Source organism: Bacillus sp. 22483, from assembly GCF_052044605.1.
Taxonomy (GTDB): domain Bacteria; phylum Bacillota; class Bacilli; order Bacillales; family Bacillaceae; genus Bacillus; species Bacillus altitudinis.
Genome location: NZ_JBQENU010000007.1, coordinates 44,852 through 63,546 on the forward strand (window position 1 = coordinate 44,852; position 18,695 = coordinate 63,546).

Consider the following 18,695-nt stretch of genomic DNA (forward strand, 5'->3'; position numbering starts at 1 on the left):
AAAGATTCTCTTTTTCTCTCTTTTCACGTAAATGAACACGGATTCCTGAAAAAAGGTGGTGAAATCTTTGGCCTCATTACGCGATATTAAGTCAAGGATCACGTCAACAAAAAAATCGAGTCAGATCACAAAAGCGATGCAAATGGTATCAGCTGCGAAACTGAATCGTGCTGAAAATAATGCGAAGTCCTTTGTTCCTTACATGGAGAAAATCCAAGAAGTCGTTGCGGCAATCGCAACTGGAACAAGTGCTAAGCACCCAATGCTTCTTTCCAGACCTGTTAAGAAAACAGGGTATCTCGTCATTACATCTGATCGAGGACTTGCAGGACCTTTTAACAGCTCGATTTTACGTGCCGCTTACCAAGCCATTCAATCTCGTCATCAATCTGCTGATGAATATGCGGTGATTGTGATTGGTAAAATCGGACGCGACTTCTTCAAAAAGCGTGGTATTCCAGTTATTTCTGAAGTAACAGGGCTTGGAGACGAAGTAGCGTTTGCTGATATTAAAGAATTAGCAAGCAGTACAGTGCAAATGTTCTCTGATGAAGCGTTTGATGAGCTTTACATGTTCTATAACCATTTCGTCAGTGCCATTTCACAAGAAGTAACAGAGAAAAAATTATTGCCGCTAACGGACCTTTCGGCCGCAGCGACACCAAATAAACGTTCCGCATCTTATGAGTTTGAGCCTTCTGAAGAAGAAATTCTTGAAGTTCTCCTTCCTCAATATGCAGAGAGTTTGATTTTCGGTGCGCTTCTTGACAGCAAAGCAAGTGAACATGCTGCAAGGATGACAGCAATGAAGAGTGCAACAGACAACGCAAAAGAATTGATCGACAGCCTGACACTCTCTTACAACCGTGCTCGTCAAGCAGCGATTACACAAGAGATTACAGAAATTGTCGGCGGAGCAGCTGCCTTAGAATAGAAATAATTGTCAGGAGGGAATGCAATGAAAACAGGACGCATCAGTCAGATCATGGGACCAGTCGTAGACGTTCGTTTTGAAGACGGTCACTTGCCTGAGATTTATAATGCGATCAAAGTTTCGCATAAAGCGGAAAGCGAAAGTGAAGTTGATATCGACTTAACTTTAGAAGTAGCACTACATTTAGGTGATGATACAGTGAGAACCATCGCAATGGCATCAACAGACGGTGTGAAGCGCGGTATGGAAGCTGTAGACCTTGGAAAACCAATTTCAGTACCAGTTGGTAACGTAACACTTGGACGTGTATTCAACGTACTGGGAGATAACATTGACTTAGATGAGCCACTTGGTGTGGAAGCGCAAAGAGACCCAATCCACAGACAAGCGCCTTCTTTTGATCAACTTTCTACAGAAGTTGAAATTCTTGAAACAGGTATCAAAGTTGTTGACCTTCTTGCTCCTTACATCAAAGGTGGAAAGATCGGTCTATTCGGTGGAGCCGGTGTTGGTAAAACCGTTCTGATTCAAGAATTGATCAACAACATCGCACAAGAACACGGCGGTATTTCTGTATTCGCTGGTGTTGGAGAGCGTACACGTGAAGGAAATGACCTTTACTACGAAATGAAAGATTCTGGCGTTATCGAAAAAACAGCGATGGTCTTCGGCCAAATGAACGAGCCACCAGGTGCACGTATGCGTGTAGCTCTAACTGGTTTGACAATGGCAGAGCATTTCCGTGATGAACAAGGTCAAGACGTATTGTTCTTTATCGATAACATCTATCGCTTTACACAAGCAGGTTCTGAAGTATCAGCCCTTCTTGGACGTATGCCTTCAGCGGTAGGTTATCAGCCAACTCTTGCAACAGAAATGGGTCAGCTTCAAGAGCGTATCACGTCTACAAACGTAGGATCGGTTACATCGATTCAAGCGATCTATGTACCTGCGGATGACTATACAGATCCAGCTCCAGCTACAACGTTCGCTCACCTTGATGCAACGACAAACCTTGAGCGTAAGTTGACAGAGATGGGGATTTACCCAGCGGTAGATCCACTTGCTTCAACATCTCGTGCCCTTGCACCTGAGATTGTTGGCGAAGAGCATTATGCGATCGCGCGTGAAGTTCAGCAAACATTACAGCGTTATAAAGAATTGCAAGATATCATTGCCATTTTAGGTATGGATGAATTATCTGAGGACGATAAGCTTGTGGTACACAGAGCTCGTCGTGTTCAATTCTTCCTATCTCAAAACTTCCACGTAGCAGAACAGTTCACTGGCCAAAAAGGTTCTTATGTGCCATTGCAAGAAACTGTTAAAGGCTTCAAGGAAATCTTATCTGGTAAATACGATCACCTTCCAGAAGATGCATTCCGCTTAGTCGGCCGCATTGAAGAAGTGGTTGAAAAAGCCAAAGAGATGGGTGTAGAGGCCTAATCTGGTCCTTAGGAGGGTAAAAGCATGAAGACCGTTCAAGTCAATATCGTTACTCCCGACGGCCCAGTGTATGAAGCGGATGTGGAAATGGTCAGTGTAAGAGCAGAAAGCGGTGAGCTTGGGATTTTAGCTGGCCACGTTCCAATGGTTGCTCCGCTAAAAATCGGTGCAGTTCGCTTAAAACATAGTGGATCAACTGAATTGGTTGCAGTAAGCGGTGGATTTGTTGAAGTTCGCCCCGAAAAAGTAACCATTCTTGCTCAGGCTGCTGAAACATCAGACAAAGTTGATGTAGATCGTGCAAAATCAGCGAAACAGCGTGCTGAAGAGCATTTGAACCACCCGAATGAAAGTGATGTACGCAGGGCGGAACTCGCATTAAAACGGGCATTAAACCGTTTAAATGTAGCAGGGAAATAAAACAGAAAATCCTTCTTATCACAGTGATAAGAAGGATTTTTTTTAGGATGACATGAGAGATTGATACATCGACACATACGGATGAGATGCTTGCTTTTCTAGATATAACTGCTCGCAAAATTGCGTACTGCAATGCCATGTTTTATTATTTCTGCGTAAGCCAAGCGTATATTGGTGCGAAGAGTCCATATAAGGCCGCACGACCCAGTCAGCATCTGAATGATGACGGATGATAACCTCTCCTAAATACACACTCATCATCGCTTCTAATGCATCTATTGGCATTTTCCACTCAGCAAAAAGCTGCTGACGGAAGGCATCGAAGTATAATGACTCTAACTGATAAAGGCTTTCCTCTGAGTAATCCAAAGAAATGTTATGAAAATGACACAATTGTGCTAATTCTTCTAGCTGTGTCTGTCTATAATCAAAGTAGAAAGCAATGGCTTCCCATTCATGTTCAAATGAGGGAACCAGTTCTCCGTACAAATCAACAAAGTCAGGAAAAGAATCTTTCAAATATGATCAGCTCCTTCCACCGCAGTATATCATCTCCTTCGCATCAGAATAAGAGGGGATTCACTCTAAATGTAGCTCTTTTTTCCAAATGATTCATCTTTCCGATTTTGGAGGATATAATGAAAGGGAGTTTTCCTTTACAGAAATCAATAAAAGGAGGATTCAAGTGTATGGAAGACATAGGACAACAAGCAATTGTCAGTATTGTGATCCACCTATTTTTTATTGCCATTACGTGGTGGGCATTGCTTGCGGTGAATATCGATCCACTGATTAAAAAAGGAAAAATTATTCAAGCTAGATTGCTCATGATGCTGATCACGATTGCTATTGCATCGGCAGTCAGCAATTTCTTCCTTGATTATTTAAATTTCTCCAGACAAATCCCTTATATGTTTTAACATAAAAGGTTTGGTCACTGCCTTCTGCGGGAACGTAAAAAGAAGTGTCAAAAATATGGCCTTTGATGACTTTTCCACGTATGCATTGATCTCCTTGCGGCAACACTTGTAGCAAGGGGGAATGACAAGTGAGAAAGTATTTAAAAGGTTGGCCATTATTTGCATTTATTCTTTTTTTTGTTCTGATGATTCAAGGTGTTCGGGCGGAAGAAACATCCACGCTCGCCCAAATAGCAGAAGGTATGAAAAACCAGCAAATCGAAGTAAGTGGATGGACGCTTCATGCCAAAACAAATATAGACATTTCATCCGAACAATTTTCAAAAAAAGTGAAACGTTTGAAAGACGAACTACGACAGTATGAGTGGACCGAAAAAAAAGAGAAACATGTCACCAAAGTCACAGGAATTTACAAAGATGAAAAAAATGATACATTATCGAAAATTTTACTCGTGAAGACCGACACAAAATCAAACCAAAAGTCGTATTTATTATATGAGCAAAAAGGTGCTCGCCCACTGAATACCTGGGAGCATACATATGATCAGTTCGTACGTCATGCAAAAAGCATATTACAAGAAAAATTTGTGATTTTTACTTGTCTCGATGGTCATGTAAATGGTATGATGGATGTTGTTTTGCAAAAAAAAGCTGAAATGATAGCAAATGAATTTCAAGCAAAACCAGTTGAGTATCTCGTTGAGTCTAATTTTGTGTCGCTTTCCGCTTACACAGAGAAGTGGGAACAGTTCATTATGACTTCAAATGATAAAATGAATGTTCAAATTGCCATCAGAAGTTCGGAAATGAACGAAAATCATACGATTACGGTTGGCACACCAATCGTAACGACTGAATATTAATATAGAGAATTTGGGACGCGGAGGGGAAGACCTTGGAAAAAATCATCGTCCGCGGCGGTCAAAAGTTAAACGGCACAGTTAAAGTAGAAGGCGCAAAAAATGCCGTTTTACCAGTTATCGCTGCATCTTTGTTAGCAAGTACAGAAAAAAGCGTAATTTGTGATGTACCTACGCTCTCCGATGTATATACAATCAATGAAGTGTTACGTCATTTAGGAGCAGAAGTACATTTTGAAAATAACGAAGTATCAGTAGATGCATCTCATGCACTAGAAACTGAGGCTCCGTTTGAGTACGTCCGTAAAATGAGAGCATCTGTGCTCGTCATGGGACCACTTTTAGCTAGAACAGGTCATGCAAGAGTTGCATTACCTGGTGGCTGTGCGATTGGTTCAAGACCAATTGATCAGCATTTAAAAGGCTTTGAAGCAATGGGAGCTAAAATTCAAGTAGGTAATGGTTTCATCGAGGCTGAAGTAAATGGCCGTTTAAAAGGTGCAAAAATCTATTTGGATTTCCCAAGTGTAGGGGCAACTGAAAACATCATCATGGCAGCAGCATTGGCTGAAGGAACGACGATTTTAGAAAACGTAGCAAAAGAACCTGAAATTGTTGATTTGGCAAACTACATCAATGCCATGGGCGGTAAGGTTCGCGGGGCTGGAACTGGTACAATCAAAATCGAAGGTGTAGAAACACTTCACGGTGCAAAACACAACATCATCCCTGACCGAATTGAAGCTGGTACGTTTATGGTGGCAGCAGCTATTACTGAAGGAAATGTTCTTGTAAAAGGCGCTGTGCCTGAGCACATGACTTCACTTGTGGCAAAAATGGAAGAAATGGGTATTCAGATCATTGAAGAAGAAGAAGGTTTAAGAGTCATTGGACCATCTGAGCTCAAGCCAATCGATCTAAAAACAATGCCGCATCCTGGGTTCCCAACGGATATGCAATCTCAGATGATGGCGCTATTGCTTCGTGCGAACGGAACAAGCATGATCACAGAAACTGTGTTTGAAAATCGTTTTATGCATGCTGAAGAATTCCGCCGCATGAATGGCGATATTAAAATTGAGGGTCGCTCTGTGATTATCAATGGACCTGTTCAACTTCAAGGTGCTGAAGTGGCAGCGACTGATTTAAGAGCAGGAGCAGCACTTGTACTTGCTGGATTAGTGGCAGAAGGTCATACACGTGTCACTGAATTGAAGCATATTGACCGTGGATATGTGAACTTCCACCAAAAACTAGCAGCAATCGGTGCAGACATTGAAAGAGTAAATGATGAATCAGCAGATGTGACACAAGAACAAGTTGTATCAGATCTGAACGCGTAATGATAAAAGAAATCAGTGTGTCCATTTGGGCATGCTGATTTTTTTTAGAATCATAGACTGGTTGCATTTTCAAAAGCTTATCATTAGTGTATCCAATCATTTTAAATTTTATTCATAAAGACGAACAGTAAATCAAATGATGAAGAGCACAAACATATCACCAAAAGACTTGTCCAATGAATGAAAGAAGCTGTCATATTAGCTTGTCCTTGCCCATAGGATAAAAGAGATTCAATGACAAATGGGGGCAGCCAATATGAAACCAATGATATGGACAATCGCAGGAATTTGCATCATCATTTTAATGATTCCAACCTTACTCGTGTTGCCGACGTTCCAAGGAAAACCAGCAGCCAGCCAACACGTAGCAGCAGAACCATCAGTTAAAAAAGAAGTGAAAGGTTCAGTCAAATTGAAACAATCACCCGTCTCCATTCCCGTCTACCGTTCAGCGCAGCAGCAGGTAGAAAACATCCCCTTAGAAGAGTATGTGATCGGTGTCGTCGCTTCTGAAATGCCAGCCGATTTTGAAATAGAGGCGCTCAAAGCACAAGCACTCGCCGCTAGAACGTATATCGTCAGACAAATGATCATTGATAAAACCGTCAAATCTCCACAGGGTTCTCTTGTAGATGACACCCAAATGTTCCAAGTGTACAAAAATAAACAGGAACTGAAGAAAATTTGGGGAAAAGCGTACAATTGGAAATTAAAAAAGGTCACAGAAGCTGTCGCCAGTACACAAGGGAAAGTACTGACGTATGACGAAAAACCAATTGATGCTTCCTTCTTTTCAACAAGTAATGGGAAAACCGAAAATGCAGAAGCTTATTGGAAAAATGAAATCCCTTATTTGAAAAGCGTCTCAAGCAAATGGGACGAAAAATCACCCAAATTCCAAAACAAGAAAACCATCACAGTGAGCGAATTTCAGCAAAAACTGGGTGTGACCCTTGGCCAGCAGCAGGTGGGAGAAATTGTAGAACGAACACCAGGCAATCAAGTAGCAAAAGCCGTCATTAACGGAAAAACATTGACGGGCAGAGACATTCGCGAATCATTAGGATTGCACTCTGCAGACTTTACATGGGAACGAAAGGGTCAGCAAATCGTGATTACGACAAAAGGGTATGGCCATGGTGTGGGCATGAGTCAGTATGGTGCACATTATATGGCACAGTCAGGCAAAAAAGTAGAGGCGATCGTGAAACATTATTATCAAGGGATAAAAATTGAATCAGCTGATCGCTTTCTGAACACATATATGGCTAAGAAATAAAAGCAAAGGTGCCTCAAAATGGGGGCATCTTTTTTTTATGTGTGAAGAGGTTTGAACAGAATGTGACAAATTGCGACTTAAGGCGCACCTCAGGAAATCTTAAACATTTACATCCCGACAAGAACCGATGGCCGATACAAAGCCCCTCGAAAGAATGAGAAAACGTGGGTGACAAAAGAGTCGTTAGGTGAATATATCTAGACATCTGACAGAATTTTAGTGATTTTGATGAAAGAGAAAAAGGGATCGAGTCCTATACCATTCCAAGACAGAATATTTTACGATTAAGATGTTTCAATCAAATACATAAGGAGGAAGGAAAAGCATGTTGAAAAAAGTATTTACACTCGTAACCTTAGCTGTATTGACATTATCAATGTCAATCTCTTCACCAGTATTTGCAGAAGCAGCATCAGCCAAAAAACATAAGAAAGATGTAAGAGTGACGATCTTACTTGATGCAAGTGGAAGTATGGCAAGAAAAGTGGATGGAGAGCGCAAATTCGATTTAGCAAAACAAGAGGTATTTAAATTTGCTCAGTCTCTTCCGAAAGATGCTAAAATCCGTATGAGCTTGTTTGGATCTGAAGGAAACAACAAAAACTCAGGTAAAGCTCAATCATGTGAAGTCATTAGAGGCGTTTATGGCGTTCAGCCTTATGAAAAGGATAGTTTCGAAAACTCTCTAAACGGTCTTGGACCAAATGGCTGGACACCGATTGCACGTGCTCTTGAAAGTGCAAAGCAAGCGGATAAGCAGCTTCATAAGGGAACAAAACACATTGTGTACTTAATTACTGATGGTGAAGAAACTTGTGGTGGAGATCCAGTGAAAGTAGCGAAAGAGCTTCATAACTCAAAGGGATCTACTGTAGTCAATGTGATTGGATTAGACTTTAACGATGGCTATGAAGGTCAATTGAAGCAAGTAGCTAAAGCTGGTAAAGGTCATTACTACCAAGCAAGCACTGGGAAAGAAATGGGTTCTATCCTTACAGCAGAATCATTAAAACTACACGAATAACTTGCTGAAGAAAAGGGAAACGATTGATTGATGCTTTCGTTTCTCTTTTTCTGTACAAATGAAAAAAAGGGAGATTTTTTAATGAAAAGAAATATTATATTAACCATTTTAGCGAGTCTTGTTCTGCTTCTTTCTTCACCAGCTCATGCTGTAACGAAAAAGGAGCCTGCTCATGTGGTGATTTTACTTGATTTAAGCGGAAGCATGGCACAATCGGTTGAAGGCGAAAAGAAAATCGATATCGCAAAACGCTCGATCCAAAGTTTCGCAAGTATTTTATCAGAAGATACACAAGTCTTGCTTCGTGTTTTTGGTCATGAAGGAACGAATAAAAATGCAGGAAAAGCCGTTTCTTGTGCAAGTTCCGAAGCAGTTTATGGATTTGGAACATATGAGCAAGCAACCTTTCAACAAGCGCTAAATGTGTATGGTCCAACAGGCTGGACACCACTTGCCAAAGCATTAACTGATACGAAACAAGATTTTGAAGATCACCAAGCTAAAGGAAAAAATATTGTATATGTTGTCAGCGATGGTGAGGAAACATGCGGCGGAAGCCCATCACAAGCAGCAAAGCAATTACATGAAGAAGGTATTGACACAATCGTCAATATCATTGGCTTCGATGTAAATGAAAAAGAAGCAAAAAGTCTAAAATCTGTTGCCAAAGCTGGTGGTGGACAATATCAACCAGCAGCAAATGCAGAAGAATTGAATCATATTCTTCAAAAAGAAGCGAACTCTTTTGGTCAATAGGATGTGAATAGACAGCTGGGGAGAAACCCCCAGCTGTTTTTTCATAAAGGATCAATTTAAAGTCGTTTCCAATTCATCAATCCGTTTCTCCACGTAGTGCTGATCTTTTCTTGCATGAAAGGTTTCGGCTTTTTCTAATATTGCGGTGGTATTGTATTCTGGAATCTGGGAATAGCTTTCGTAAACTCCTTTTGGTATTAACACGTTTCCTTCAGGCCAATAAACTGCAATATTTCCACGTTTCAGCTCTCCGAATTGAGCCACTCCTTGGTAGGATCCATATTGATTGAAAAGGACAACAGGATCGCCTTCTTGGACGTAAAGCTCTTTCGCATCTTCTTCATTCATCAAGATAGAATGCCGCTTTCCACCATTAAAGGCATCCTTTTCACTGTAAATCATAGAGTTGAATTGCTTGCCTCGTCTTGTCGTGATATTGAAATGCCCCTCAGTTTTTCGATATTGAGGCAGCTGTGCTGGGAGCAGGTGTCCTTTTCCATCCGGTGTTGGACACACCCCATCTTCGCAAAGCCATGCGCCACCCCATTGAAAGACATCCCCTTTATGACGCAAATGCTGGATCCCATCATAGTTCCGATTTGCGATGGCAATCTCACGGCGAATGTCTTCAGCATGGTCAAAATGAATCAGCTTCGCGTCTTCTGGGCGCACTCTTTTTGCTAGGTCAATATAAATGTCCCATTCAGCTCTAGCTTCTTCAATGCGAGGTCCTTCAATTTCCGGACTGAAATACACCATGCGTTCCGTACTGGTTGATGTACCGCCGCCTGGCTGTTCATATCTTGTCATTGCAGGCAGAACAATTACAGTCTCTTCTGCTTCTACCAATGTAGAGGTGTTCAAAATAATATCTTGATGGACACGGAGTTCAAGCTCGGATAGTGCTTTTTCAATCGCTTCAGGATTTGGCATTGTTTCTAAAAAGTTTCCACCGCTAGTAAACAGCATCTTCAGCTTTTGCGGGTGTTCTTTTGGAAGAGCCATTTTTTCAAATGATTGCCCAATCGTGTCACCATGCCATTTTGGAATATCAAATCCCCATATCTTCTCGATTCTTTTAATATTCTCTTCATCAAAATCACTGCCGGGCAATACGAATGGATCAGCACCCATTTCGCCTGAACCTTGGACACCGCTATGGCCACGAATCGGCATAACGCCACAATGTTTTCTGCCAATAAATCCGCGTAACATGGCAAGGTTTGCGACTTGTGATATATTATCAGTGGCAAAGCGATGCTGAGTGAGACCCATACTCCAAATAAACACCCCTGAATTGGCATTGGCAAGCAGTACAGCGAATTCCTTCATTCTTTCTTTAGATAATCCTGACGATGCTTCGAGATCCGACCATTTTAACTGAGTGACATGCTGCTTTACATCTTTTATGCCGGTTGTATGCGCTTGGATAAATTCATGGTCAAGAGCGGAATGGGGCGCTTGCTCCTCCATATCAAACCAATGTTTGATGACACCATTCATAAACGCAATATCGCCGCCTATATTGATTTGATAAAAATCATCCGCTATTTTTGTGCCGAATAAAGCACTTTCTGGAATAGAAGGGACCCAATATTTTTCCATTGCAGGCTCTTTATATGGATTGATGACAATGATTTTGGTTCCTTTCTTTTTAGCGGCGTACATATATTTAGTCGAAACCGGCTGGTTGTTTGCTGCAACAGAGCCCCAAAATATCAATACATCTGTTCCAATCCAATCACTATAATTACAGCTGGATGCACCTATACCTAGGGAGCGTTTAAGAGCGGTTTTGCTTGGTGAATGGCAAATACGAGAAGCATTATCGATATGATTTGTTCCAATAAATCGCGCAGCTTTCGCCGCAGTATAGTACACTTCATTTGTAATCCCTCTAGCCGTTAAATAGAAAGCAAGTTGACGTTTATCAATCGATTTGATTTTAGCGGCGATTTGATCTAATGCACTATCCCAAGAAATGCGTGTAAAGGCATTCTCACCTTTTTTTCGAATCAGTGGATAAGGAATACGCCCAAGTTTTCGAAGAGACGTGCTATCCATTTGTTTGAGCCGCTCAATATCTTCGAACCATTTTGGATCAATAGCTGGCATTGTGTTAAGCCGTAGCACATTCAGTCTTGTAGTGCATATATGGGGTCCTGCTAGTGTTTGATCGTATAAACCTGATACACCAAGAGCACAGCCGTCACAAACGCCCTGAGTCAATATACGGTACGCATAAGGAAGATTATCTTTGTTCTCCCATGCCACTTTCATTGTGTCTCGAATGTGTTTCGGTTTTACTTTTCCGAGCCCCATAGGAGCAAAAGAGGCCCATAGCTTTGGTGAGGGTTTTTTGTTGAGTTTAATAGGCCCCTTGTGTTTTGTTTTTCCCATGATATCGTCACCCTCCTATCATTTTGTAAAGCGTTTTCATATCTAAAAATTACCTGTAGATTGTCATTCTGTCAAATTCATATTAAGAGCGGACCGTGACAGAAGAAGGAGCAGTAAGATTTGATTCACGAAGTTGTTTAATATCCTTCCGAATGAGAAGAGATATGATAAACGCAATGAAAAATAGGCCGGAGAAGACCATGAGACTTTGTGTGTAATTGCCTGTAATGTCACGAATAAAGGAGGAAAATAAAGGTCCTGCTAAACCAGCAGCGGCCCAAGCGGTGAGAATATAACCGTGTATGGCACCTAGCTGCTTCGTACCAAATAAATCTCCGATATAGGCTGGAATTGAAGCAAACCCTCCTCCGTAGCACGTATAAATGATTGCCATCACGATTGAAAAGATGAGCGGTTCTTTTAAGTTGGGAAGTAAGGGAAAAGCAATGAGCTGTATAGTAAAGAAAATCGTATACGTATTTGGCCTTCCGATATAATCAGAGAAGGATGCCCATCCGATCCGTCCTAGCCCATTAAAAGCACCTAAAATTCCAACAAGAGTAGCTGCTGCACCGGCCGTGAAACCAACATTTTCTTGAGCAAGCGGTGATGCTACAGAAATAATAGCAATTCCGCATGTGATATTGATAAAGAGCATGATCCACAAATAATAAAAGCGCCGTGTTTTAATGGCTTCATTTGCGGTGAGCTGTGATAAATCTTGAGGAATTTTCCTTTGGCTTGTTTTTAGCACGTTAAATTGTTTGACATCATCAGGTGTTGGTGGTGATAAATAAAGAGATGAAACGACCATGATGATAAAATAAGAGATTCCGAGAATATAGAAGGTGTTTGCAATATCAACTTTTTCAATGAGAAATTGAATAATGGGACTGCAAATCAGAGAAGCAAACCCAAAGCCCATAATGGCTAAACCCGTTGCGAGTCCTCTTCGATCTGGAAACCATTTGACTAATGTTGATACTGGAGCAATATAGCCTACACCTAATCCGATTCCAGCGAGTACACCATAAAATAAATAGAGGAGAGGTAATGAAGACATGTGGACAGCAAACCCTGATCCAGTCATCCCAATGCCGAAGAAAATAGCTGAGAAGAGCCCTGATGCCCTCGGCCCATACTTTTCAACGAAATGCCCCATAAAGGCAGCCGATAAACCTAAAAATAAAATAGCGATGCTAAATGTCAGGCTTATTTCTGTTAATGACCATTGAAAGGTTTGATGTAAAGGATTCGTAAAAACACTCCATGCATAAACAGATCCGATAGATAAATGAATCCCCACAGCACTTGTAGCAATCAGCCAACGATTTTTTGTTTTATTCATTGTGTTCCCTCCATATAAAGCAAACAAAAAGTTTGATAAGATAGAAATATGTTACATTTTTATGACTTTTTAAAATAATATCACAATTCGTCTGGTTCATATAACTAAATTTGTGTTGAAAGGAAGATCAGATCATGAATCCTTCTGTTAAAACGAAACGACGCATACACCAATATCGCAGTGGTCAAATGACATGTAAAACAGATGAAGTTGTAGAAGAATTCCCTTTAACCGTGCTGGTGAATGGTGAAGAGTTTGTCACACTCGTTTGTTCACCGGATCATTTGAAAGAATTGGTGATCGGTTTTTTAGCTTCAGAAGGAGTCATTCGATTTGAAAAAGAGATTAAAAGGTTTACAATAGATGAAAGTATGGGTTTTGCATATGTTGACTTACATCACTCAACTCAGTTCCAATCCTCAGATTTTACAAAACGAGTGATCGGATCTTGCTGTGGGAAAGGAAGACATTTTTATTTTCTCCAAGATGTGAAGACGGCAAAAACAGCCATTGACCGAATCAGTATTTCTGCTGAAACTTGTATTCATTTAATGAAATGTTTACAGGAGGAAAGTCAGTTATTTCAACATACTGGTGGTGTCCATAATGCTGGACTGTGTGATACAGAAAAGCTATTCATCACTAGGACGGATATAGGACGGCATAATGCGTTGGATAAAATCTATGGATATTGTTTACTTCATAAAATCCCACTGAGAGATAAAATCCTTGTATTTAGCGGCCGGATATCGTCTGAAGTTCTGTTGAAGGCAGCAAAATTAGGAGTATCAATCGTCATATCAAAATCAGCTCCTACTGAGTTAGCACTTAAAATGGCAGAAGAATTAAATATAACAACAGTTGGATTCGTAAGAGGAGAATCTTTTAATATCTATACTCATCATCAGCGTATTACAGAATAGGAGGCTAAGTATGGTCAGTATTATGGATAAAAGACATCGACCATTGCGCGATTTAAGAATATCCGTAACAGATCGCTGTAATTTTAGATGTACGTACTGTATGCCTGCTGAAATCTTTGGACCAGATTATCCTTTTTTAGATAAAGAAGAGCTGCTTAGCTTCGAGGAAATTGAACGACTTGCTGCGCTTTTTGCAAAGGAATTAGGTGTGGTGAAATTACGTATTACGGGCGGTGAACCTTTAATGCGTAAAGATTTGCCCGTTTTGATAGAAAAACTCGCAAAAATTCCAGGTATTGAAGACATCGCGATGACAACCAATGGAACGCTGTTACCTTTGTACGCAGATAAGCTAAAGAAAGCAGGTCTGAATAGAGTCACCATTAGTTTAGATTCTTTAAATCCAGATCGTTTTAAGCAGATGAATGGAAGACAAATTTCTATCCAAAAAGTATTTGATGGGATAGAGGCTGCAAAAAAAGCTGGACTTGCTATTAAGATCAATATGGTTGTCCAAAAAGGTGTGAATGATCAAGATATCTTACCAATGGCAGCCTATTTTAAAAAAGAAGGACACATTCTACGATTTATTGAATTCATGGATGTTGGCAATACGAACAAATGGAATCTCAAGCATGTATTGACGAAAAAAGAGATTATGGAGCTAATTCATTCAAAATACCCTATCAAACCAGAACCTCCTCGATATCAAGGGGAAGTAGCCAAGCGTTATTTTTATGAGGATGGGTCAGGAGAGATTGGCATTATTTCTTCCGTTTCAGATGCTTTTTGTGGATCGTGTAATAGAGCTAGACTATCTGCACGTGGCGAATTATTCACCTGTCTTTTTGCATCATCGGGCTTTGATCTGAGACGATTCATCCGTAATTCAGAAAATGATGAATATCTAGTGAACATATTGAAGGAACTTTGGTCAAACAGACAGGATCAATATTCAGCTGAGAGAGAGCAAAAGAAAGATCAGAAAAAAGTTGAGATGTCCTACATCGGCGGGTAATGACAACAAAGTATCATGATCATCGATTTTTGAAAAGAAGAGAAAATGCTATAATCACTTTTGAAAATCTTCTTTTAACATCAGGATAATCTTTCCTATAAGCTCGGTCCTATAAAAAAACAGCAGAGATTCTGCTGTTTTTTAAAATGCTATTTTGCACCTCAAAATTGACGGAGTAAGGATGAAAAAGAGGTTTTTATTCATTTTGTCCTGCTTTACATTGACAGGAACTATGCTAAGATCAAATCAATATTTACCAACTCGATTTTTTCACTCCTGGAATCTGTCCTTTATAGGCAAGCTCACGAAAAGCAATTCGAGACATTTTAAATTTTCTCAAGTAACCTCTAGGACGGCCAGTTAATTCACAGCGGTTTTTTAAGCGAGTGGGTGAAGAGTCTCTAGGTAGTTTCTGCAAAGCTTCATAGTCACCTTTTTCTTTTAGCTCTTTCCTTAATTGTGCATATTTCAAAACGAGCTGCTGCCGCTTTTTTTCTTTTGCTATTTTTGATTTCTTTGCCATTTAAAACCCTCCTGGTTTAAGTGTGTATGTTCCATTGAAAGGGGTCTTCAAACGTTGTCCAATCTTGATCAAATTCTTCAGGTGTAAGTAAGCATTGATCTAGTGTACGAATAATATCTGCTTTAGGTAAATCTACACCGATAAAGACAAGTTTTGTATGTCGATCACCAAACTCTGCATCCCACTCATCTAGAATGTCTGGCTCCTGATTTAAGATCCGTGATCGTTCTTGCTCAGGCAAGGCAGCAATCCAGTATGCGATTGGTTCAATTGCCACAGATTTTCCGGCCTGTGAAATTAAAATGGTTAAATCATGATGTGTCGCTAGCCATGTAAATCCTTTCGCTCGAACGATTTGCTCTGGCATTTGATCTAACCAAGCATTCAGTCTGCCAGTATGAAAAGGAAGCCTTCTTTCATAAACAAAAGATGAGATTTGGTATTCTTCTGTTTCAGGCGTATGCTGAGAGTGTCCAGCATTAATTTCTTTGATCCAGCCCGCAGAAGCACTAGATTTTTCAAAATTGAATAAACCAGTATTCAAAATATCACTAGGCTGTACATTACCTTTAGAGGTTCTAATAATGGTTGCTTCTGGTTGAAGTTTGGTTAACACGTGCTCAAGCCGATCTAGTTCTGATGCTGATACAAGATCACATTTGTTGATAATGAGCACATCACAAAATTCAATTTGATCAATAAGTAAATCGGAAATCTCTCGTTCATCATCATCTGAAACTGCTTCTTTACGATCCAATAAACTTTCTCCTGACTGGAAATCTGTCCAGAAACGGTTTGCATCTACCACCGTTACCATCGTGTCTAATCTGCAAAAACGTGTCAAATCTATGCCCATTTCTTCATCAATGTAAGAGAAAGTTTGAGCGACAGGAATTGGTTCACTAATACCTGTAGATTCAATGACAATATAATCGATATTCCCAGCCTTACAAAGGCGTTCTACTTCAATTAATAAATCTTCTCTCAATGTGCAACAAATACAACCATTAGATAGTTCAACCAGTTTCTCATCTGATCGAGAGAGTTCGCCACCTTGCTTAACTAATTCCGCATCAATGTTTATTTCACTCATGTCATTGACAATAACAGCTACTTTTAGCCCTTTACGATTCTGAAGAACATGATTTAATATCGTGGTTTTTCCAGCTCCTAAAAAGCCGCTTAGAACTGTGACAGGTATTCTTTTATCCATTTGATTTAGTCCTTTTGAACATGCTCATTTTGTATGCCGCCTCACTTATATAGTAATGATTACGATTTAAATATTAAAAATTATTTTGTTTCCCGATGAAGGGTGTATTTCTTTAATCGTGGAGAATATTTTTTTAACTCCAATCGGTCTGGATTCGTTCGTTTATTTTTTGTAGTGATATAGTTTCTGTCACCTGTTTCAGTACAGGCTAAGGTGATTTTCACGCGCATAATTGCTATAATCCTCCTTTATTTCGTAATGATTACGATTTGTATTTTAAAATGATAAAGGCTGATTGTCAAGTTTAGTATCAAGTCTATGCCAACTCAAATAAAAAAGGGGTATCGTATTTCATTGATACCCCTTTCTATTAATAAAAGTCACCAAGTTCTTCTTCGTAATAATCTTCGTACTGTTGGACATCGGTAGGGAGTTCTTGGAGAAAGGCTAGTCCGCCTAGTATAAACATCAAAACAATCGCGATGAATGAGAGAATAACGGCGGCAATACTTGAAATCGCAAACAGTGTTTGCATTTTCATCATTTTAGCATATTGTTCCAATAATTCTTCGTAAGAAGTATCAGGCGCTTGAATCAATTGTTCAGCTGCTTTCACGGATTTTTGGACATGAATTCCCATCATAATCAGAAAAACGCCAATGGCAGCAGGAAGAACAAGCCAAAACCCACTGAGGATGGATAGACCACCTGAAATATAGAGAAAGATGCTCCCAACCTTTCCCCACTTTGTTATTGAATGAAGAGATTGAATGATTTTCTCAGTTTGTTGCAATTGTGTTCACTCCTTTATGTATTCACTCTCTATCATACTTGAGCAAGTAGTACTTTAGGAAGAGTGAATTGACCTTTTTTCTATCTTCCATTTACTTTTTATGGATAAATAAATTATTTTTGAATAAGAAAAAAGTAACAATTACTACAAATGTAATCTGCAGATTTTGTCATAAATAAGAAAAGTAGTTTAAAGTAATTAGAAAATTTATCAAAATATGTTGTTAGTTGTCTATCAATTGGTTATTATTGTATTGTATTACCATAAAAATTGGAAGGTGGAATTCATATGTTAGATCGAATTTTAAACAAAATGACCAATGTTCAACCTGCAGCTGCTAGATGTATTTTGCAAAGATTGGTAACCTCTTGCCAATCAGCACCAACTTGTTTCCTTCAAGGCGTTGGAACTTTCCGTTACTATGTGGATCGTGACACAGGTGAGATTTGTACTAGCCAAGAACGCGTTAAATGTGGCTGCTAAATTTAAGTATCTTATTTATTAGGGTGTGAACGCATGAGCATAACTCCAATTTCATTAGTAACAAATGCTATGCAGACGTCAAATAAGCGTCAAGCTGGCCATACATCAAATTCTTTTTTGACCCAAGCAGCGCAAATTGTTCAAGGCGACCATTCTCCAGAAGAGAGAAAGGCGTTATTTCAACAACTGACTTTAGTTCAGCAAGGAAAAGATTTAGAGCTTCATGTTTCTAAATTAAAGGAACTAGAGAAAGAGGTTCAAAAAGAGGGGTCTTCTTCTGTTACTGTGAATCAGCACGGTGATCAAGTTGACATTTCAAATGAAGCTCGCAGTGAGTTTGAACAAGCTGAGGAACAAACATCCGCTTCAAGCGAAGCTAATGATATCGCTGCAGAGGAAAAAGGGAAGGATGTTCAGCCAAATTCACAATAATAAAAAATGAGGCATGTGTTTGATGCTCTTCACATGCCTCATTTATCTTTAGTTTGCAGCTAGTCTTGAATAAAGACCGTCTGGAAAAGGTGCTGCATATGAGATGGTATCATTGTCTTCTACCATGATGTAGAACGGAAACTCCTGAATTTGGAATGCGTTTATCAATTGTTCGTCTACCGGAATAATTCGCAAGTTTGTTTCGTTATCACGATATAATTCTTGGTCCTTTTTTTGCCCGTTTTTCAACAAAATACTCAATGAAACGTTTAGTTTACGCTGCTTTTTTGTTTCTAGGAATTGTTCGAGTGATGGAATGCAGTGCGGACATGCTGTGTCAGTGAAGATCAGTAATTGTTGTGTACGATTTGTTTGCAGCAGATCATTCATGTGAATGGGTGATGGCTGTTCGAGAAGTGGATGCGCAAGTTTCTGCCCCACGTGTTCTATAGGTAAGATGATAAGCTGCATCTGTTGTTTTAAATAGATGATAATTCCAGCCGTTAATAGAAGGCTGCAAATCATAAGAGCGAGCTGTAAAAGAAAAATTGAATTCATCGTATATCGTCCTCTCAAAGTG

Annotated in this window: 20 protein-coding genes; 12 read left to right on the top strand and 8 right to left on the bottom strand. The window is 39.8% G+C overall.

Annotated elements, in window-relative coordinates:
- The first annotated feature begins 67 nt into the window (after nucleotides 1-67).
- Genes ACTJJQ_RS11920 through ACTJJQ_RS11930 form a run of 3 tightly spaced genes read left to right on the top strand, consistent with a single transcriptional unit; the run spans nucleotide 68 to nucleotide 2,800 of the window.
- Entirely contained in the window at nucleotides 68-934 is an 867-nt protein-coding gene (locus ACTJJQ_RS11920) for a F0F1 ATP synthase subunit gamma (RefSeq protein ID WP_007497628.1), read from the top strand.
- Between the two features lie 24 nt (nucleotides 935-958).
- Nucleotides 959-2,380 (top strand): F0F1 ATP synthase subunit beta, encoded by a 1,422-nt coding sequence (gene atpD / locus ACTJJQ_RS11925; protein WP_008343395.1) that lies wholly within the window; start codon nucleotides 959-961, stop codon nucleotides 2,378-2,380.
- A gap of 24 nt (nucleotides 2,381-2,404) precedes the next feature.
- Nucleotides 2,405-2,800: a F0F1 ATP synthase subunit epsilon gene (locus ACTJJQ_RS11930; protein WP_008343393.1), complete on the top strand. Its 396-nt coding sequence runs from the start codon at nucleotides 2,405-2,407 to the stop codon at nucleotides 2,798-2,800.
- 42 nt (nucleotides 2,801-2,842) lie between these two features.
- Here the strand turns inward: ACTJJQ_RS11930 and ACTJJQ_RS11935 are convergent, their stop codons facing one another.
- Nucleotides 2,843-3,319 (bottom strand): hypothetical protein, encoded by a 477-nt coding sequence (locus ACTJJQ_RS11935; protein ID WP_035389791.1) that lies wholly within the window; start codon nucleotides 3,317-3,319, stop codon nucleotides 2,843-2,845.
- Between the two features lie 170 nt (nucleotides 3,320-3,489).
- On the opposite strand from ACTJJQ_RS11935, the gene ACTJJQ_RS11940 reads away from it, so the two are divergent.
- The 6 genes from ACTJJQ_RS11940 (at nucleotide 3,490) to ACTJJQ_RS11965 (ending at nucleotide 8,982) form a co-directional block, all read left to right on the top strand.
- Nucleotides 3,490-3,720, top strand: a complete 231-nt coding sequence (locus ACTJJQ_RS11940) for a DUF1146 family protein (protein ID WP_242731191.1) — start codon at nucleotides 3,490-3,492, stop codon at nucleotides 3,718-3,720.
- A 128-nt stretch (nucleotides 3,721-3,848) separates the two neighbouring features.
- The gene (locus ACTJJQ_RS11945; RefSeq protein WP_008343385.1) at nucleotides 3,849-4,583 is read left to right on the top strand and encodes a YwmB family TATA-box binding protein; all 735 of its coding nucleotides are present in this window, start codon (nucleotides 3,849-3,851) and stop codon (nucleotides 4,581-4,583) included.
- A 32-nt stretch (nucleotides 4,584-4,615) separates the two neighbouring features.
- Entirely contained in the window at nucleotides 4,616-5,923 is a 1,308-nt protein-coding gene (murA, locus tag ACTJJQ_RS11950; RefSeq protein WP_007497616.1) for a UDP-N-acetylglucosamine 1-carboxyvinyltransferase, read from the top strand.
- Between the two features lie 256 nt (nucleotides 5,924-6,179).
- Nucleotides 6,180-7,202, top strand: coding sequence for a stage II sporulation protein D (spoIID, locus tag ACTJJQ_RS11955; RefSeq protein ID WP_146270884.1), 1,023 nt, complete (start codon nucleotides 6,180-6,182; stop codon nucleotides 7,200-7,202).
- A 325-nt stretch (nucleotides 7,203-7,527) separates the two neighbouring features.
- Nucleotides 7,528-8,226 carry a VWA domain-containing protein gene (locus tag ACTJJQ_RS11960; protein ID WP_008343379.1) on the top strand — a complete coding sequence of 233 codons (699 nt, stop codon included), beginning with the start codon at nucleotides 7,528-7,530 and terminating at the stop codon, nucleotides 8,224-8,226.
- Between the two features lie 81 nt (nucleotides 8,227-8,307).
- A complete protein-coding gene (locus ACTJJQ_RS11965; RefSeq protein WP_025208129.1) occupies nucleotides 8,308-8,982 on the top strand; it encodes a VWA domain-containing protein in 675 nt (224 codons plus the stop codon).
- 51 nt (nucleotides 8,983-9,033) lie between these two features.
- Here ACTJJQ_RS11965 and ACTJJQ_RS11970 read toward each other — a convergent pair whose 3' ends face one another.
- A complete protein-coding gene (locus tag ACTJJQ_RS11970; RefSeq protein WP_375805866.1) occupies nucleotides 9,034-11,382 on the bottom strand; it encodes an FdhF/YdeP family oxidoreductase in 2,349 nt (782 codons plus the stop codon).
- An 82-nt stretch (nucleotides 11,383-11,464) separates the two neighbouring features.
- Entirely contained in the window at nucleotides 11,465-12,730 is a 1,266-nt protein-coding gene (locus ACTJJQ_RS11975; protein ID WP_048002965.1) for an L-lactate MFS transporter, read from the bottom strand.
- Nucleotides 12,731-12,864: 134 nt separating this feature from the next.
- Here ACTJJQ_RS11975 and fdhD point away from each other — a divergent pair, with 134 nt between their 5' ends.
- Both fdhD and moaA read left to right on the top strand, forming a co-directional pair.
- Nucleotides 12,865-13,653 carry a formate dehydrogenase accessory sulfurtransferase FdhD gene (gene fdhD / locus ACTJJQ_RS11980; protein WP_017360031.1) on the top strand — a complete coding sequence of 263 codons (789 nt, stop codon included), beginning with the start codon at nucleotides 12,865-12,867 and terminating at the stop codon, nucleotides 13,651-13,653.
- Nucleotides 13,654-13,663: 10 nt separating this feature from the next.
- Nucleotides 13,664-14,671, top strand: a complete 1,008-nt coding sequence (gene moaA / locus ACTJJQ_RS11985) for a GTP 3',8-cyclase MoaA (protein ID WP_041091416.1) — start codon at nucleotides 13,664-13,666, stop codon at nucleotides 14,669-14,671.
- 253 nt (nucleotides 14,672-14,924) lie between these two features.
- On the opposite strand, the gene rpsN is transcribed toward moaA, so the two are convergent.
- From rpsN to ACTJJQ_RS12005, 4 genes are all read right to left on the bottom strand, one after another.
- Nucleotides 14,925-15,194: a 30S ribosomal protein S14 gene (gene rpsN / locus ACTJJQ_RS11990; RefSeq protein ID WP_008343369.1), complete on the bottom strand. Its 270-nt coding sequence runs from the start codon at nucleotides 15,192-15,194 to the stop codon at nucleotides 14,925-14,927.
- Nucleotides 15,195-15,210: 16 nt separating this feature from the next.
- Entirely contained in the window at nucleotides 15,211-16,407 is a 1,197-nt protein-coding gene (locus tag ACTJJQ_RS11995) for a GTP-binding protein (protein WP_241511571.1), read from the bottom strand.
- Between the two features lie 80 nt (nucleotides 16,408-16,487).
- Nucleotides 16,488-16,637 carry a 50S ribosomal protein L33 gene (gene rpmG / locus ACTJJQ_RS12000; RefSeq protein ID WP_003214771.1) on the bottom strand — a complete coding sequence of 50 codons (150 nt, stop codon included), beginning with the start codon at nucleotides 16,635-16,637 and terminating at the stop codon, nucleotides 16,488-16,490.
- A 140-nt stretch (nucleotides 16,638-16,777) separates the two neighbouring features.
- Complete coding sequence (locus tag ACTJJQ_RS12005) at nucleotides 16,778-17,200, bottom strand: DUF5362 family protein (protein WP_007497598.1); 423 nt, start codon at nucleotides 17,198-17,200, stop codon at nucleotides 16,778-16,780.
- A gap of 516 nt (nucleotides 17,201-17,716) precedes the next feature.
- On the opposite strand from ACTJJQ_RS12005, the gene ACTJJQ_RS12010 reads away from it, so the two are divergent.
- Entirely contained in the window at nucleotides 17,717-18,115 is a 399-nt protein-coding gene (locus ACTJJQ_RS12010) for a hypothetical protein (protein ID WP_039165303.1), read from the top strand.
- A 48-nt stretch (nucleotides 18,116-18,163) separates the two neighbouring features.
- Here ACTJJQ_RS12010 and ACTJJQ_RS12015 read toward each other — a convergent pair whose 3' ends face one another.
- On the bottom strand, nucleotides 18,164-18,673 hold the full coding sequence (locus tag ACTJJQ_RS12015) for a hypothetical protein (protein ID WP_017368198.1): 510 nt from the start codon (nucleotides 18,671-18,673) through the stop codon (nucleotides 18,164-18,166).
- Between the last annotated feature and the right edge of the window lie 22 nt (nucleotides 18,674-18,695).

Bases quoted from the DNA above. Each gene is read 5' to 3' on its own strand.
- atpD (WP_008343395.1), top strand. From the start codon at position 959: ATGAAAACAGGACGCATCAGTCAGATCATGGGACCAGTCGTAGACGTT.
- ACTJJQ_RS11930 (WP_008343393.1), top strand. From the start codon at position 2,405: ATGAAGACCGTTCAAGTCAATATCGTTACTCCCGACGGCCCAGTGTAT.
- ACTJJQ_RS11940 (WP_242731191.1), top strand. From the start codon at position 3,490: ATGGAAGACATAGGACAACAAGCAATTGTCAGTATTGTGATCCACCTA.
- spoIID (WP_146270884.1), top strand. From the start codon at position 6,180: ATGAAACCAATGATATGGACAATCGCAGGAATTTGCATCATCATTTTA.
- ACTJJQ_RS11960 (WP_008343379.1), top strand. From the start codon at position 7,528: ATGTTGAAAAAAGTATTTACACTCGTAACCTTAGCTGTATTGACATTA.
- ACTJJQ_RS11965 (WP_025208129.1), top strand. From the start codon at position 8,308: ATGAAAAGAAATATTATATTAACCATTTTAGCGAGTCTTGTTCTGCTT.
- ACTJJQ_RS11970 (WP_375805866.1), bottom strand. From the start codon at position 11,382: ATGGGAAAAACAAAACACAAGGGGCCTATTAAACTCAACAAAAAACCC.
- ACTJJQ_RS11975 (WP_048002965.1), bottom strand. From the start codon at position 12,730: ATGAATAAAACAAAAAATCGTTGGCTGATTGCTACAAGTGCTGTGGGG.
- fdhD (WP_017360031.1), top strand. From the start codon at position 12,865: ATGAATCCTTCTGTTAAAACGAAACGACGCATACACCAATATCGCAGT.
- moaA (WP_041091416.1), top strand. From the start codon at position 13,664: ATGGTCAGTATTATGGATAAAAGACATCGACCATTGCGCGATTTAAGA.
- rpsN (WP_008343369.1), bottom strand. From the start codon at position 15,194: ATGGCAAAGAAATCAAAAATAGCAAAAGAAAAAAAGCGGCAGCAGCTC.
- ACTJJQ_RS11995 (WP_241511571.1), bottom strand. From the start codon at position 16,407: ATGGATAAAAGAATACCTGTCACAGTTCTAAGCGGCTTTTTAGGAGCT.
- rpmG (WP_003214771.1), bottom strand. From the start codon at position 16,637: ATGCGCGTGAAAATCACCTTAGCCTGTACTGAAACAGGTGACAGAAAC.
- ACTJJQ_RS12010 (WP_039165303.1), top strand. From the start codon at position 17,717: ATGAGCATAACTCCAATTTCATTAGTAACAAATGCTATGCAGACGTCA.
- ACTJJQ_RS12015 (WP_017368198.1), bottom strand. From the start codon at position 18,673: ATGAATTCAATTTTTCTTTTACAGCTCGCTCTTATGATTTGCAGCCTT.